This window comes from Acetobacter indonesiensis (assembly GCF_000963945.1).
Taxonomy (GTDB): Bacteria; Pseudomonadota; Alphaproteobacteria; order Acetobacterales; family Acetobacteraceae; genus Acetobacter; species Acetobacter indonesiensis.
Genome location: NZ_BAMW01000057.1, coordinates 139233 through 155928, shown reverse-complemented (window position 1 = coordinate 155928; position 16696 = coordinate 139233). Strand labels below are relative to the sequence as shown.

The following is a 16696-nucleotide window of genomic DNA, read 5'->3' as shown; positions in this document are numbered from 1 at the left end:
ACTCACAGTTTGCGGCAGGCTTCTTCAAATGCCAGACGAGGCGCGCGCGGCGGCAAGTGCTCTGTATCGCCATAGCCCAGGCACAGCAGAAAATTAGCCCGCCAGCCGGTATCTGCCAGAAACGCATCTTCCACCAGAGACTGATCAAAGCCTGACACTGGCAACACATCCAGCCCCAAAGCACGGGCGGCCGTAATCATGTAGCCCCCCTGCAGCGTGCCATTCCGGAAAGCCGTTTCCTCGGCCAGCCCGACATCTGCCGCAAACCACGACCGCAATTCTTCATTGGGGGATAAACGGGGAAGCTGATCAAAAAACAGGGGGTCATGCGCCACAATGGTAATGACCGGTGCCCCCATGACCCTGTTCACATTCCCAGCCGACAGGGCAGGGCGCAGACGCTCCCGCCCCTCTGACTCTGTGATGAACACAAAACGGGCAGGGCTACAGTTACCCGAGGTCGGACCAAGGCTGACCAGATCATACAACCGGCGCAGAACATCCGTTTCAATGGGCCGGGCCATCCAGCGCCGGGGTGTGCGTGCTTTCTGAAAAAGAAGATCTAGCCCACTTTCATCAAGCATTTCTGTTCCGTCTCCGCTTTCTGGCCCAAGGCAGGGTTTTGGTTCTACCGTTCTTTTAGGTCAGCAAAGCGCAGACGGAAAGGTGTCGGGCTTTCAGCCTTCAACCTGTTCCACACCTACCACTTCCGGCACGTAGTGACGCAGCATGTTTTCTACACCATGCTTCAACGTCGCGCGTGATGACGGACAGCCGGAGCACGCACCCTGCATGGTCAGACGCACCACACCATCACGGTAGCCACGGAACACAATGTCCCCGCCATCACCTGCAACAGCAGGGCGGACGCGGGTATCAAGCAGTTCCTTGATCTGGGCCACAATTTCCTGGTCTTCCGGCGCGATGGGTTCTTCCGTTACCCCTACACCTTCAGCCACCACGGGAAAGCCTGCCACGAAATGATCAACCAGAGCCGCCAGCACCTTTGCCCGCACATCTGACCAGTCTTCGCTGTCTGCCTTGGTGATTGAGACAAAATCATTGCCCAGAAACACGCGGGACACACCGGGGATGGCAAACAGCGCATCCGCCAATAGCGAACGCCCTGCCACCGCGTCAGCATCAATAAAATCTATGGTGCCAGCATCCCCCATGACGGGCCGGCCCGGAAGAAACTTCAGGGTAGCTGGATTAGGGGTATCTTCTGTTTCAATAAACATGAGGAGAAGTCCTGATTTCTCGACTGAGTTCCGTTTCTCATCAGTTGGCACCAGAATACGGACAGGACAAGTCCTGTATAAAAAGAAAACCCGCACCCTGACAGACCAAGAGCAAGCGTGCGCTGGTCACATGCCTGAAAAATGACGCTACCCCCTTACTCAAAAGGCAGGACTCTGCCATGCAGTGCCCCTGACACTACGAGAATATCCCTTATTGATTAAAAAATAACCATACGCCTATTTTATAACCTATATTTTGCATAATTTTTAATCTTTATTTCTGATTTGTCTGTTTTTTAATCATTATTTGCGCTTTTTATTTGAAGCCCACACCGTGAGCGTGGTAAAAATACCTTACAGTGTTCCAGTCAATGGCGACGGAACATGCGCAATGGGCCTTCTCCGGCCTGTTTATAAGGCAGAACGGGCCAAAGGCGGTCCGTTATGGCCCACTGGGCCGTGGTTGGCATTGCCGCCACATCGGGATCAGACTCGATGGATAAAAACTTCCTGAAAGCTGGGCACACACCCAGCCTGCTGGCCGCCTTCCTTTATTTTGATGCCTCCTTCATGGTCTGGGTTCTGCTCGGCCCTCTGGGTATTTCCATTGCGCATGACCTGCACCTGAACGCCGCCCAGAAAGGATGGATGGTCGCAACGCCTGTGCTGGCCGGTGCACTGTTCAGGGTTATTGCCGGAGGGCTGGTTGACACATTTGGCCCCCGCCGTGTTGCCATCTGGGCGCAAAGCACTGTCATTCTGGGTCTGATTGCAACATGGTTGGCTGCGCCACACACTTATTCCGCCATGTTCGGGGTGGCGCTGGTTCTGGGGGTAGCGGGAGCATCTTTCGCCATTGCGCTGCCTCTGGTTTCAGCGTGGTATCCCCCCCAGTATCAGGGCACAGCGCTGGGGCTGGCTGGGGCTGGTAATTCCGGGACGGCTCTGGCTGCACTGTTTGCCCCGTGGCTGGCTGCCCATTACGGCTGGGTGAACACGTTGGGGCTGACCGCGCTCCCCATGGCTGTCGTGCTACTGGCCTTTATCCTGCTCTCTCGTGAGCCTTTACGCACGCGTCCGGCAGGGTCTCCGGCATCATGGTTACCCCTATTGAAGCAGCCCGACTGCTGGCTGCTGATGGCATTTTATGGCGTCACGTTCGGTGGCTTTGTGGGCTTGGCCTCTTTCCTGACCATTTATTTCAATGACCAATATGGCATTTCCCCTGCTTCTGCCGGGCGCTTTACGGCCATAGTTGTTTTTGTCGGCTCTTTCGTGCGGCCAGTCGGCGGATCTTTGGCAGACAAGTTTGGGGGGCTGCGCGCTTTGGCTGTTTTTTATACCGCAGCAGGCATTCTGTTTTGCACGATTGCGGCGGGCCTCCCGTCTTTTCCCTTGGCTTTTGCTGCATTTTTCCTCGGCATGCTGGCATTGGGTATGGGCAACGGTGCCGTCTTCCAGTTGGTGCCGCTACGCTTCCCACAACAGGTTGGCACCATTACCGGCCTTGTCGGCATGAGCGGCGGCATCGGCGGCTTTTATCTGGCGTCTTCTCTGGGGGAAGCCCGCCAGATAACCGGCTCCTACGGCCCCGGATTTCTTGCTTTCGGGTTGATTGCGTTTGCTGCTTTGGGGGGCGTGTTTTTATGCCACCGCCGTTGGCATAGTTCGCAAAAAGTATCAGAAGCTTTTTCTGTGTCTTCCGTATCCTGAAACGTCTTGCTTCATCTTCCGGACGACAAACGTTTTAACTGATACAGGACCCTCGCTTCATGATTGTCGCCTACCATTCTTTCCGCCAGCGTTTGATTACTTTCTGTGCGTCAAAAAGCCTTCTGCCACCGCTAGGTAGCGCGTTATGCCTGCTCCCCAGTCTTGCGCTGCCAGCTTTTGCCGATACAGCCACAGAAGAAGACCGAAAGCTGGCCAAAAAAGCGGCAAGCGTGCAGCCTGTTCTGCCCACATCTGTTGTCGCCCCACTAACAAGCCAGCCAACACCGCCCGCAGCATCAAACCTGCATCTTGACTGGGGCATGTTCAACGCCGCAGGTGGATCTGCCGCCGGTTTTGGCGCGATTGGCAAAACCGGCCAGGTACGTTGGAGCGAAGACTGGAGCGCCCTGCGTACCATGTCTGTGGCAGAAAAGAAAAAAGACTGGTTCAACCGCCTGAAATATATTCCCCTGACGGACAAAGGGGACATCTGGCTCACCCTGAGCGGTGAAGAACGCCTGCGCTACATTTTTGAAAATCAGCCTGTCATGGGTACGGCTGGCGTGACAAATGCCAGCCGTGTTCTGCTAAGAAACCAGTATGGTGCTGACCTGCATCTTGGCGAACATGTCCGCGCATACGCTGAATTTCTGTATGCTGTTGCAGGTGGGTCTAACACCTATGGGTACCAGACTGGCGTTCAGCGTGAACGTCTCGACCTGCAACAGGGTATCCTTGAAGTCAAAGGCCACGCACTTGGCGCACAGATGGGCGTTATTGGTGGGCGACAACTGTTTCTGGATGCCCCCATTCAAATGCAGTCTGCCCGTGACCTGACCAACGTCCAGCTTTCTTGGGACGGGGCGCGTGGTTACGCCATCTGGAAACACTTCCGTATGGATGGTTTCTATTTCATGCAGACCAATAAACAACCTATTGATGTTTTTGCGGATGGCACAAACTACAGTGCTCGGCTCTACGGTCTGTACACCTCAACGGCACTGCCCTCTTTTTCTTTCATGAAGAAAAACAGCCAGCTTTTTGCTGATGTCTATTTCCTTGGCTATTTGTATAATGGGGCAGGTGCGGCTATTCCCACAGCTGCCGTTGGAAAAACACAGGCAGGCTCAAGCCGGCGCGATAATATCGGTATGCGGGTGTGGGGGAATGTTGGCCCGTTCAGCGTTTCTCTGAATGGTGTTTTTCAAGGCGGGCAGTTCCGACAGGCAAAAAGTGACAACACGCGCCCTGTAAGAGCTTTCGCCGTAAACGGTACCATCATGTATTCCATGCCAAATCTTCCTGCAAAACCATCGGTCGGTTTGCAGGCAGACGTTTTCTCTGGCGGAAACTATAATAAAACATCTGGTGCAATCGGCACATTTTCAACGCCTTATGTACCACTCCCATATTATAACGATGTCAGCTTGACTCTGACATCTGAAAATCTTGTGGGTGTGGGTCCGGTTGCAAACTTCATGATCCTGAAAAATCTTGGAATAAAAGCGCATATTCCCGTTTTCTGGCGTGAAAGCACGGATGATGCTGTGTATAATCCCAACAACAAGATTTTTGCTGCGCGTGGGGGGCTGCATGGTGGCTTTATCGGCACCATCCCACAGACACAGCTTACATGGAACTTTGCCCCACACTGGACATGGACACATGATATTGCGGGCATCGTCCTGTCTAACGGCATGCGCCAGAATGGTGCCAAAAATGGTGCGTTCTACATGCAAAGTCTTGAATTCAAGTTTTAAACAGACTCTTTGCCCAACGGCATAAAAAGGATCCTGTCTGATGGCTCTTAAACAAAACATCCTGATTGTCGGCAACGGCATGGTTGGCCATTATTGCGCCGAACAGCTTGTTGCTCATGGTCTGAATGAACAGTACGCCATCCATGTCTTTGGCTCTGAACACCATCTGGCATATGACCGCGTTCACCTGTCCGAATATATGACAGGGCAGGATCCTGTTCCCCTTACCTTACATAAAGACGGATTTCACGATGCCCACGGCTTGCTACTGCATTTAGGCAAGCATGTGCATGCTGTTAACCGTGCAGAAAAAACCATTGAAACAGACGATGGTGTTTTCCCTTATCACACCCTCATTCTGGCTACGGGTTCTTATCCGTTTGTGCCGCCTATTCCCGGCAATACAGGCACAGCAGGTCTGGTTTACCGCACCTTTGATGATCTGGACGCCATCCATGCCGCCGCAACGTCTGCCAAGCACGGGGTTGTCATTGGTGGCGGCCTATTGGGCCTGGAAGCCGCCAATGCGTTACGCCAGCTATCCCTGCAAACTGCCGTCATTGAATTTGCACCCCACCTTATGCCGGCACAGCTTGATGCTGAAGGGGGCGAAGCGCTCAAGCATCGTATTGAAGATTTAGGCATTACGGTTCTAACAAACCACGCCACTAAAGAAATTATCCCGGGTGAAACAGCACGTCATAGACTTGTTTTTTCGGATGGATCATTTCTGGAAACTGATCTGGTTGTTTTTTCTGCCGGTATTCGCCCCGTGGACGCGCTTGGGCGCGCCTGTGGGCTGGATATTGCTCCACGCGGCGGTATTGTCATTGATAATTGCTGTCAAACAACTGATCCGTCCATTTTTGCCATTGGTGAATGTGCAAGTTGGGAAGGGCAAGTGTTTGGGCTGGTTGCCCCCGGCTACACAATGGCCCGCACCGTAGCCGCTACTCTTGCCGGGGAAGAAACTGCCTTTACCGGCGCTGATATGTCCACCAAACTGAAGCTTCTTGGTGTTGACGTCGGCTCGATCGGGGATGCACGAGGAGCCGAACCGGGCAGCAAGAATTTCCGCTTCATTGATGAACAGACCGGCAGTTATCGTCGCCTTGTCGTCTCAGAAGATGGTTCCCGCGTGACAGGGGCAGTCCTTGTTGGGGACAACAGCTACTACGATACCATTTCACAATATGTGCAAAACAGCATAAAGCTACCTGCTGACCCGGCAGCGCTCATTCTCCCGCGGGGTGAAAGTGCGCCCTTATTGGGGGCCGACGCACTCCCTGATACCGCAACGCTCTGTTCTTGCCATAACGTGACCAAGGGCGCGGTCTGTGCGGCCATTGATGGTGGTTGCACGGACATGAGCAGCCTGAAACAAAGCACCAAAGCCTGCACAGGCTGTGGCGGGTGTGCCGGTCTGTTAAAAAGTGTGTTTGAGGCAGAATTACAAAATCGCGGGATTTCCGTTGACCGTAGTCTCTGCGAGCATTTTTCCTATACGCGGCAGGAGTTGTACTCACTTGTTCGGGTACACAATATCCACACTTTTCAGGATCTGATGGATCAACACGGAAACGGCGGCTTGGGCTGTGACATCTGCAAACCAGCCGTTGGTTCCATTCTCGCCTCGGCCTGGAACAAGCCCATTACAGACCCGCTTTACATCCCGCTGCAAGACACGAACGATACGTTCATGGCCAACATGCAGAAAAACGGGACTTATTCTGTCGTCCCCCGTATTGCGGGTGGTGAAATTACACCTGATAAGCTGATTGTTTTGGGGCAAGTCGCTAAAAAATATGCTCTTTATACAAAAATTACGGGTGGCCAGCGCATTGATCTGTTCGGGGCGCAGTTGCATCAACTGCCAGACATCTGGTCAGAATTGCTGGAAGCAGGCTTTGAAACTGGACATGCTTACGGAAAATCGACCCGTACCGTAAAATCATGCGTGGGTAGCACATGGTGTCGTTACGGTGTGCAAGATAGCGTTGGCAAAGCGCTTGATTTGGAAAACCGTTACAAAGGTTTGCGTGCCCCCCATAAACTGAAATTTGCTGTCTCCGGGTGTACTCGGGAATGTGCTGAAGCACAGAGCAAGGACGTGGGCGTTATCGCGACCGAAAATGGGTGGAACCTGTATGTCTGCGGCAATGGCGGAATGCGGCCACGTCATGCAGAACTCTTTGCAACGGACATCGATTCAGAAACGCTTCTAAAATACATTGACCGTTTCCTGATGTTCTACATTCGTACGGCTGATAAATTACAGCGCACTTCGGTCTGGCGTGAAAATCTTGAAGGGGGTCTGTCATACCTTCAAGACGTCATTATTCATGATTCTCTTGGTATCTGTGATGAACTTGAAAAACAGATGCAGGCTGTCGTTGATAGTTATGAATGTGAATGGAAAGGCGTTCTAACAGATGAAGACAAACTCAAACGCTTCCGTACATTTGTAAACGACACAAGACCAGATCCGGCTATTCATACTCTGCCAGAAAGAGAGCAAACGCGCCCCGCCGATATGCCAAAAGAACGCGCCTTACCCACTGGCCCGACCGAATGGACAGAACTCTGCACCGAGCGTGATCTGGTGCCAAACTCGGGTGTCGTTGCATGGTACGACGGCGCACAGATTGCCCTTTTCTGGCTACCCGATGGGATTCCGGGCAATCCGGGTGTCGGGCGCGTTTTTGCGGTAGACAATCATGACCCGTTTTCTCAGGCTAATGTTATCGGACGTGGCTTGGTCGGTGATCTGAAAGGTCAACCTGTTGTAGCATCTCCGTTATACAAACAGCATTTCCGCCTGGAAGATGGCGTCTGCCTTGAAGATCAATCGAAAAAATTGACTGTTTGGAAGGCACGTTTAAATAATGGCAAAGTTGAAATAAAATCAGACCTACACAGCAACACGGGCCACAATACACTCATGGCGGATGCCTGACATATGTCAGCAGACGCCGTACGGTCAGTCTGCCCTTATTGTGGCGTAGGCTGCGGTATAATACTGGATGTCAAGGATGGTCAGATTACCCGCGTGCGCGGAGATAAAGACCACCCTGCAAACGCAGGCAGACTTTGTACCAAAGGAAGCGCCTGCGATAAACCGCTGACATCCCCAGCGCGTCTGACAAATGCGCTGGTTCGGCCAGAGCGTTCAGCAGAACCTGTTCCCCTCTCTTTGCAACAGGCTATCAGCAAGACGGCCGAACGTCTCCGCACCATACTGGAAAAACATGGCCCAGATGCTATTTCTTTCTATGTCTCTGGCCAGATGTCCCTTGAAGCACAATATTTATCAAACAAATTGGCAAAAGGTTTTATTAAAACACAGCATATTGAATCCAATTCTCGTCTATGTATGGCGGGCGCAAGTGCCGGTTATAAACTCTCTTTGGGTGCAGATGCTCCCCCCGGTAGTTATGAAGACTTTGATTGTACCAATCTCTTTTTTGTCATTGGTGCCAATATGGCTGACTGCCATCCAATCCTGTTTTTACGACTGCTCGACCGTAAACGGACTGGCGCTAAATTAATCGTTGTCGACCCTCGTCGTACAGCGACTGCGGACAAAGCAGACCTGTTCCTCCAGATCCATCCGGGAACAGACCTTGCCCTATTGAATGGCCTTCTTCATCTTCTTGTTAACATGAACGCCATAGACGAAGAGTTTATCTCTCATCATACGAAAGGCTGGGAAACCTTAAGACCCTTTCTGGCAGATTATACTCCCGCTTACGTTGCGCAAGTAACCGGACTGCCTGAAGCTGATATTCATACCGCGGCCCAGTGGATTGCTGAAGCAAAAGAGTGGATGACGCTCTGGACCATGGGTCTTAACCAAAGCGTAGTGGGCACATGGAACAGCAATGCAGTCTGCAATCTCCACCTTGCAACTGGTGCAATTTGTCGTCCGGGTAGTGGCCCGTTTTCTCTGACAGGTCAGCCTAATGCCATGGGCGGTCGTGAGATGGGCTATATGGGGCCGGGCCTGCCTGGGCAAAGATCTGCTCTCTCAGAACATGACAGAACATTTTCAGAAAAAATCTGGAATATCCCATCTGGGTCATTAAGAGCACAGGGAGGACTTGGGGCCGTTGGCATGTTTCAGGCCATGACCCGAGGAGACATCAAAGCCTGCTGGATTATCTGCTCTAACCCCGTCACCACCGTTGCCAGACGTGATACTGTTATTTCTGCCTTACAGGCGGCAGAGTGCGTCATTGTGCAAGATGTTTTTGCTGACTGTGAAACAGGTTCCTATGCAGATATCATGCTCCCGGCAGCCCTCTGGGCTGAAGGGGAGGGCGTGCAGGTCAATTCAGACAGAACCCTTACCCTTGCCCGTAAAGCCGTTACCGCCCCCGGTGACGCCATGCCAGACTGGTGGTTAATTGCTGCGGTCGCCCGCGCCATGGGGTTTGAAGAGGCTTTTTCTTATACAAGTGCATCACAAATATTCGATGAATTAAGCCTTTTTGCAAATCCTGCTACTGGCTACGATATCCGTGGTATTACCCATACCCGCTTGGCAGAAGAAGGGCCTGTGCAGTGGCCTTCCCCCCCCGACGATACCAGCCGCCGCCATCCTATCCGTTACGTTGGCCCACAGCAGCAAATTCGTTTCCCTACACCTGATGGCCGTGCTTGTTTTTTTGCACGTCCTTTCATGCAGCCAGATGAACGGCCCAGTAAGCAGTATCCCTTTTTACTCAATACTGGTCGTTTGCAACATCAATGGCATACACTGACAAAAACAGCGCGTGTTTCCAACCTTAATAAACTGAATCCTGCTCCCTTTATTGAAATCCATCCCGAGGATGCTGCGCACCTGAACATAAAGTACGGGGCGTCCGTCCTGATACGCTCTGTGCAAGGAGAAGCCTGCTTTCCTGCAATTTTAACAGACCGTGTCAGCCCAGGCTGTTGCTTCGCCCCTTTCCACTGGAATGATCGGTTTGGTGAAAATCTAGCAATTAACGCAGTAACATCTGATGCCGTCGATCCTATTTCCTTGCAACCCGGTTACAAACTTTGCGCCGTTAGCCTTGAATTGGCTCCCGTTAAGGAGAACACTTCTATGCAAACAGTTCCTGCAAGCAATTCCACCTTAACTGATAACAAAGCTATCACTCTTGCTACCTTATTAAACATTGATATTAAGAAGCCTATTTTTACCAATGACTCTAACCTTTGGGTTTCAGCTTTTCTTCACGGTCTTCAGGCGCATCCCCCCACAGATAGCCTTCCCTTTATTCCAGAGTCAGCGCCTCTAACACCTGAACAGAAATTATATCTGAATGGTTTGCTTGCTGGTCTTTATTCTCGCCAGCCCATTGGTGCACACCCTACACCTTTAAAATCTTCAGAAAAAAATCCAACTAAAGAGTTAATCGTTTGCTTTGCCTCTCAAACAGGACAAGCAGAACAGCTTGCTCATGATTTGACAGAGTGGTTTCTGGAAAGCGGTGTGACGTCCAAATACCTCAATATGGATTCTTTAGACGTTGATAGACTAAAATCTCAGAAAATACTTTTTGTTGTTTCAACATTTGGCGATGGAGATGCACCTGATAGCGGACAACCCTTCTGGAATGCACTGCAAGATAGAACAGCATCATTTGTTGACTTACAGTATGCCGTTATTGCGCTCGGTGATTCGGCCTATGTGAATTTCTGCGGTTTCGGGAGAGCTCTTGACGCCAGACTTTCTGCATTGGGAGGCATAGCATTCAAAACAAGAATAGACTGTGAACCTGATTTCCATACAGATATAGAAAAATGGAAAGAGGAAAGCTTATCTTTTTTTAAGTCTTCTAAGTCGTCGGCTATCCCATCCGCATTAGTTCAAGCGAGCACTCCCAAAAAGCCTTTACTTGCACCTTTAGGCACACGTCAGAATCCTGTTCGTATTAAAACTCTTCTGAACAAACGTCTGACTTCTGATGATTACCAAAAAGAAACCAGACAGATCGCATTTTCACTGGAAGATACTCCACTACGCTACTCGGCCGGAGATGCATTGGGTATTTATCCATGTAATAAAGCGGATTTGGTTGATCAGGTTATCGGCGCACTTAATCTCCCCCGTGAAACTCTTGTTCCGCTTTCGGCTGACAAAAGCGTTGCCCTGCAAGAAGCTCTGACAAAAAAATTCGATCTCTCCCGTCCTTCACCAGCCATGCTCAAGCAGCTTGACCATCCGGAAGGAGGTTACTTACCAGAACTTCTTCTGGCACGGCGGCCTGACCTGAGCGCATTAGAATTTGTTGGTCTGCTGCGTCCCCTTCAACCACGTCTGTATTCCATTGCGTCTTCCCCACGGCATGATGCATGTCAGGTGCATTTAACCGTTGGTGTCGCCAACACACCATGGCCAGGAACCAGTTCATCGTTTCTTGCGCATCTGACTGAGGGAGATGAAGTAGAAGCATATATCCAACCTGCCCCCCATTTTCATTTGCCTGAAAACCCTGATGTGTCTGTTATTATGGTTGGTCCGGGCACAGGTATCGCTCCGTTCCGTGGTTTTCTGGAAGACCGACAGGCACAGAAGGCTACGGGCCGGAATTGGCTATTTTTTGGTGAACAGCATGAAAAGCACGGTTTTTACTACCGTGAAGAACTTGAAGCCTTCATGATGACTGGTACACTTGACCGACTTGATACCGCATTTTCCCGCGATCAGCCTGAACGGATTTACGTACAAGATCGGATGGAAGCCGCGGGCGCTGATATATGGGACTGGTTACAAACGGGGGCATATCTGTATATTTGCGGGGATGCTGCACGCATGGCCAGAGACGTTGATGCTGCCCTGAAACGAATTATTGCCCACCACGGAAATATGAGCGAAACTGCAACAGCAGACTATGTGCTGACCATGTTACGGGAAGGGCGCTATAGAAGGGATGTCTACTAAGGACGCCATAATGCAGAAAGCCAGAATAAAAGTTCTGCTTGCTGACGAAAATAAACGGCGTGTGAACGATCTTTATGATATTTTATCACAGGATTTGTCGCTTGAAGCTGTGCGCCTTGAGCCCGGACATTCTCTGATTGATGCCGTCAGCCACCATAAACCGGATGTCGTTCTGGTCGATATCTCCAGACCTGATCGCGATGCACTAGATAGCGTTCGGGCGCTGTCATCCTCCGGCCAGAGACGGCCTGTTGCCCTTTTTGTAGATGAAGATGACCCACCTTTGATGGAAGCGGCCTTTGAAGCGGGCGTCTGTTCCTATAATGTGGTTGACACACCCCCAACTGATGTCAAACCACTATTACGTGCTGCAATCGGCCTATATGCACATTTTCAGAAAACAAAGTCTGAACTGGAAGAAGCACAGACGGAGATTTCCAATCGTAAGATGGTTGATCAGGCAAAAAGACTTCTCATGCGGTCTGAACGCATAAATGAGGCGGAAGCTCACAGGCGTTTACAACGTCAGGCCATGCGCCAATCACGCCGATTGGTTGATGTCGCCAGAGAACTTGTTCAAACCCTTGCAGGGAAGGCCTGACTATGCCCCATCCTTTGCGCATTGGCCTTTTAAGACTTGCTGACAGCGCCCCCATACTGGCCGCAAATACACACGGTTTTTTCCGCGAGAATACTATACTGCCAAGTGTATCAGTCGAACCATCATGGGCAAATCTTGCCGATAAAATGACATGGGGTGTTCTGGATGCTGCGGTCATGTTTCCACCACTCGCATTTATGACCATGGCAGGAACAAGAGGCCGCCCCGTGCAGGGAAGGTTGACACATGCGCTTAGCCGGGGTGGCAACATGGTTGTTCTGCGGAAACTGGATGATGCGCCCAATCCTACCGTTACGACTCTAAATGATAAAAAAATCGTTTTTTCAAAATGGGCTTCAAAAATCACACATAAGCCAAAATTTGCTGTTGTGCATGAAAATTCTACCCATTATCTCATTCTTCGCCGACTTCTAAACGCTCTTTCTGTATCGTTTGACCATGCGGTGGATCTTGTTATCATGCCGCCCGATCAGATTGTCACGGCACTCACTAAGGGAGCAATTGATGGGTTTTGTGCAGGCCCCCCTTGGGGAACAGAAGCCTGCCTTTCTAGTGCCGGATTTTGCCTTGCACGTTCAACTGACATTTTACCCAATCATCTGGAAAAGTGTCTGTTTGTGACGGATAAATGGCTGAATGCAGACAAACAGCATCTTGCTCGATTAACCTCTGCATTAAGCAAAGCGGCTCTATACTGCTCAACCCCCGAAAATAGTATCGCATTAACAGACCTCTTGGCCCGTCCACTGAAAGAAGGTGGTTTGAATTTGCCGTATGCTGCCACCCGTAGCCTTATGCCTGACAACGCACTACCGGATGGACTGCATTTTCCACTAGATCAAACGATAAAACATACTGATTTACAGTGGATGATAGATGACATGAAAACACTGGGGTGGTTAACAGCCTTCCCAGACCACTGTACAGCTTGATGCTTTCTGCCTAATGGCGTTCTGCCTGTATCTGCATAAGCTTTTTACGCAAAGCAGCATCACTCGCGTAAATATACAGGCCATGAACAGCCCGCGTCATCAGGACGTTAATCGCATTAAGCATAATCTTCTGCTTTACGTCTTCAGGGTCAGATATACCATCACGCCCAGTAAAAGCAGCACTATCTTCATAGCGACTTGAATCTATTTTTATACGATCCGTTTCTTCATCATATAAAACGGATGGACCTAAAATAAGCCCGACATAATTGAGGTCAAACCCCTGAACAGTATAAACGGAACCAACCTCCTCTATCGTATCTGGCCTTTCAGCCCAAGGAAGTTTTTCATCTGGCTTTGACCTGTCCCACCTTAAGTGAAAACGGCCTTCCGTTATAAAATGGTCTTGACCATCTAATTTGTAAGCATAATCATACGTGGCCAACATGCGGCACAGACCGTATTCACTATTTTTTTGACGAATAAGATCATACAAATCCTGTGCATCGTCAAAAAATCTGAAATCAAAATTCTGCTTTCGTGGCATTGGATTTATTTTGTAATTATAAAAAGCCTTTATCCACTCCTGCACATCTGTATTAGCCTGTACACGAAACTGTTGCGATAAATGGTAGGTTTCTATAGGGTATGTATGAACCAGTGTGTTTAATAGGCCTTGGTCCCAGCAACTTTTAAATTTTAGAACTTGTTTTTCGTCAAAAACCAGAATGGTTATCCGTGATAGTTTTATAAGTTCTTCCAGATGGTTATTCTGTTTGAAGTGATTATAGTTATCACTTTTTGTTAAGAGAAGATGAGCTTCGTCTACAAATACAATATCGGCTTTGGTGTTGTCTTTTATCATTCTGTTTATAAAAGTCGTAGGACGTTCAAAATCTTTCTTTTTTAAATAAGAAAATTTTTCGGAAATATTTTTATAAAGCTTAATCATTTCTGGATGATTAACAACAAGGTAGTTTTTCATTCCATAAAATGGACTATTCTCATTTTTATTACGAGACAGATTTTGTATCTCATTAAATATTGAATTAAGAACGATACTTTTCCCTGTTCCGGCATCACCTTCTATTAAAAAAATAGCATGGTCATCATTCTGATGTGCCAGACAAAATGTTTTTATGGCTTGCTTTAAGTCATTCTGTTGCGGAGAAAGCTTTTTTTCAGGCGAGAGCTTGTCTATGGCTTTATTGAGACACTCACTCACACCCTGTTCCATTGGCTTTCTTTTCTCCCTTGTTATGGGGCACAACGGCTACGCTGTGCCCCGCCCTAAACTTACTGTATCTGTGCAGATCCTTTATCAGACAAGGGAGAAAGAATGGCTTTTAAGCCTTCCTGGCTCCCCTCTAGGTTAGGATAGCGCAACCCATCATGATAAGGGATTGAAACGCTATGGAAGCGGCTTCCATCCCGTAAGAGAAGTGTTATCGGTCCAGAGTTTTTAACTTTATCTGCCGTAATAGTCTCTTTCAGATCATCAGCATCATACGCCTCACCATTGACGGCAACAAGTTCCTGATCACGCGTGATACCTGCCTGCCATGCAGGGCTACCCCACAGAACTTCTGCCAGTGCTCCTTTCTTGCTAACTGCAAAACCAAGGGAGAACAGAAAATCATTCACATGACGCAACGTGGAATAGGACGTAATGTAATCTGACGGTTTTTCGTTAAAAACCAGTTTTGCACCGCCACGCGTCAGACCATCCAGTGGCGCATGGTCGCGTATTTCATAGACACGTTGATGCAGGAAGGTCGCCCAGTCATATGGCTGGACTGTATTCAACGCTTTTACAACATCATCAAACTGATAAGTGCTTGTAATAAAACTACCGTTGTTTGTACCAAAGAATAGCTTGGCAAAATCATTAAGGGATTTTTTATTCTCTGACAATTTACGAATAAGTGTATCAGCGTCCAGCCAGATCAGTTGACCTTCTGAATAATAATCCTCGCTCCGCAACCAGCTGCGCCAGGACTGCGCCGCACGTTGTGCAATTACCGGGTCATTTGTCGTGTCAATCAGCGGACGCCATAGGCGGCCCTGCCGTCCGTCATACACAGCCGCAACTTCAGCCAACGCCTGCTGCACCTGCAGGGCTGTCATTAACCCAGAACGCGCAGCCAGTACATAGCCCCAATACTGGGTCTGCCCTTCGTAAACCCACAGCCCACTCCCACGCTGCGGCGTATTGAAATTGGCCGCCCACAGATCTGCCGGGCGACGATATTTACCATTCCAGGAATGCGTGAACTCATGCGCCAATAGGTCACGCGCAGCAAATGTCTTGTCCCACTGCGTAAAGTAGCCTCTGGGTCCACTATTTTCGCTGGACTGATGATGTTCCAGACCAATACCGCCCAATTTATCGGTCAACGCCAGAAGAAAATCGTAATGGTCGTAGTGGTGTGATCCGAACAGCAGATTAGCCTGATGCACCAGTTCTTTATGAGCTTTAATCTGGGCATCCGTTGCCGCCAGATCTTCTGGTTTATCCGCCATGACATTCAACGTCACAGGAACCTTATCAGCCTGTGTCAGATCAATTTTCCGGAAATATTTGCCGGAGAAAATAGGGGAATCGACAAGCACATTAAACGACACCGGTTTGAAGGAAACCGTATCGCCTGCTTTGCCCCCGTCGGGGCGCAGAGCCGTGCCGTAGTCCCAGCCTGCAGGGAATGTCACCTGCGGCTTGACCATAATCTGCCGCGTGAAATATCCAGCCGGATAGAGAGACACAGCAGACCACTGCACGTTAACCATGGCATCCGTCATAACCACGCGTCCTTCTTTTGAAGAAACGGGGGTCAGAAGCTGGTATGCTACCTTTAGTTCTTTTGTACCTTTTGGCACCTGAATATGAAACGCGCTGACCGTCACAGTATCACGCACCCACGGGATCACTTTACCATCTGCCCGAACATTTAGGCCGCCCAACTGGTCAATCGTACCTGTTGGGGAGTGATCACCCGGCAGCCACATTGGGTATAGTAAAACAAAATCGCCACCATTTGCGGCAATGTCCTGTGGCACAGGGACGGTTTCGTTCATGCTTAGAATATGGCGGTTCAGGTCGGTTGCATCCACATGCAAGGCAATCGTCCCACCGTAAGGTACATCCTTTGGTGTGGGCAGGGCAGGCGGTAACGCCAGCGGTTGGGGTTGAGGCTGCGCGTCTGCTGCGTATGCAGTACCAGGCACAGTAGACGCGGCAACGCTAAGTCCCGTCAGACCGACGAAAAATGACGCCGAATACAGAAAAAAATTACGTAAAGACATGTTACGTCGAATTCCTTCTCATGCCCCCTGTTTGGATGCCAGAACACGCTACAGAGAGCCGATTATCGTAAGGAACTTGAAGCATGCTCCTTACGTTCTGTCGAGATATCTCGAAGCCAGAACGACCTGCCTTTTCAAGGAAATGTGCGTTGGCTCTTGTAAAAAATGGCCTACGCTAGCGGCGACTACCA

General features: G+C 49.8%; 10 protein-coding genes. 6 read left to right on the top strand and 4 right to left on the bottom strand.

What is annotated here, in order from left to right; genetic code table 11:
- Window positions 1–2 precede the first annotated feature (2 nt).
- A complete protein-coding gene (locus Abin_RS13075; protein WP_048847594.1) occupies window positions 3–584 on the bottom strand; it encodes a malonic semialdehyde reductase in 582 nt (193 codons plus the stop codon).
- Window positions 585–677: 93 nt separating this feature from the next.
- Entirely contained in the window at window positions 678–1241 is a 564-nt protein-coding gene (locus tag Abin_RS13070) for a NifU family protein (RefSeq protein WP_048847593.1), read from the bottom strand.
- Window positions 1242–1736: 495 nt separating this feature from the next.
- Between Abin_RS13070 and Abin_RS13065 the strand changes: the two genes are divergently transcribed.
- From Abin_RS13065 to Abin_RS13040, 6 genes are read left to right on the top strand one after another with little or no spacing between them, the layout of a single operon-like run.
- Window positions 1737–2954 carry an MFS transporter gene (locus Abin_RS13065; RefSeq protein ID WP_048847717.1) on the top strand — a complete coding sequence of 406 codons (1218 nt, stop codon included), beginning with the start codon at window positions 1737–1739 and terminating at the stop codon, window positions 2952–2954.
- A 59-nt stretch (window positions 2955–3013) separates the two neighbouring features.
- The gene (locus Abin_RS13060; protein ID WP_084593645.1) at window positions 3014–4714 is read left to right on the top strand and encodes an alginate export family protein; all 1701 of its coding nucleotides are present in this window, start codon (window positions 3014–3016) and stop codon (window positions 4712–4714) included.
- 40 nt (window positions 4715–4754) lie between these two features.
- The gene (gene nirB / locus Abin_RS13055) at window positions 4755–7670 is read left to right on the top strand and encodes a nitrite reductase large subunit NirB (RefSeq protein WP_048847591.1); all 2916 of its coding nucleotides are present in this window, start codon (window positions 4755–4757) and stop codon (window positions 7668–7670) included.
- Window positions 7671–7673: 3 nt separating this feature from the next.
- Window positions 7674–11648: a bifunctional nitrate reductase/sulfite reductase flavoprotein subunit alpha gene (locus tag Abin_RS13050; protein ID WP_048847589.1), complete on the top strand. Its 3975-nt coding sequence runs from the start codon at window positions 7674–7676 to the stop codon at window positions 11646–11648.
- A gap of 10 nt (window positions 11649–11658) precedes the next feature.
- Window positions 11659–12249, top strand: a complete 591-nt coding sequence (locus Abin_RS13045) for an ANTAR domain-containing response regulator (protein WP_048847587.1) — start codon at window positions 11659–11661, stop codon at window positions 12247–12249.
- A gap of 2 nt (window positions 12250–12251) precedes the next feature.
- Complete coding sequence (locus Abin_RS13040) at window positions 12252–13202, top strand: ABC transporter substrate-binding protein (RefSeq protein WP_048847585.1); 951 nt, start codon at window positions 12252–12254, stop codon at window positions 13200–13202.
- 10 nt (window positions 13203–13212) lie between these two features.
- On the opposite strand, the gene Abin_RS13035 is transcribed toward Abin_RS13040, so the two are convergent.
- Together Abin_RS13035 and Abin_RS13030 are read right to left on the bottom strand one after the other, a co-directional pair.
- The gene (locus Abin_RS13035) at window positions 13213–14439 is read right to left on the bottom strand and encodes a DUF2075 domain-containing protein (protein ID WP_048847583.1); all 1227 of its coding nucleotides are present in this window, start codon (window positions 14437–14439) and stop codon (window positions 13213–13215) included.
- 59 nt (window positions 14440–14498) lie between these two features.
- Window positions 14499–16505, bottom strand: a complete 2007-nt coding sequence (locus tag Abin_RS13030) for a M61 family metallopeptidase (protein ID WP_084593644.1) — start codon at window positions 16503–16505, stop codon at window positions 14499–14501.
- Window positions 16506–16696 lie beyond the last annotated feature (191 nt).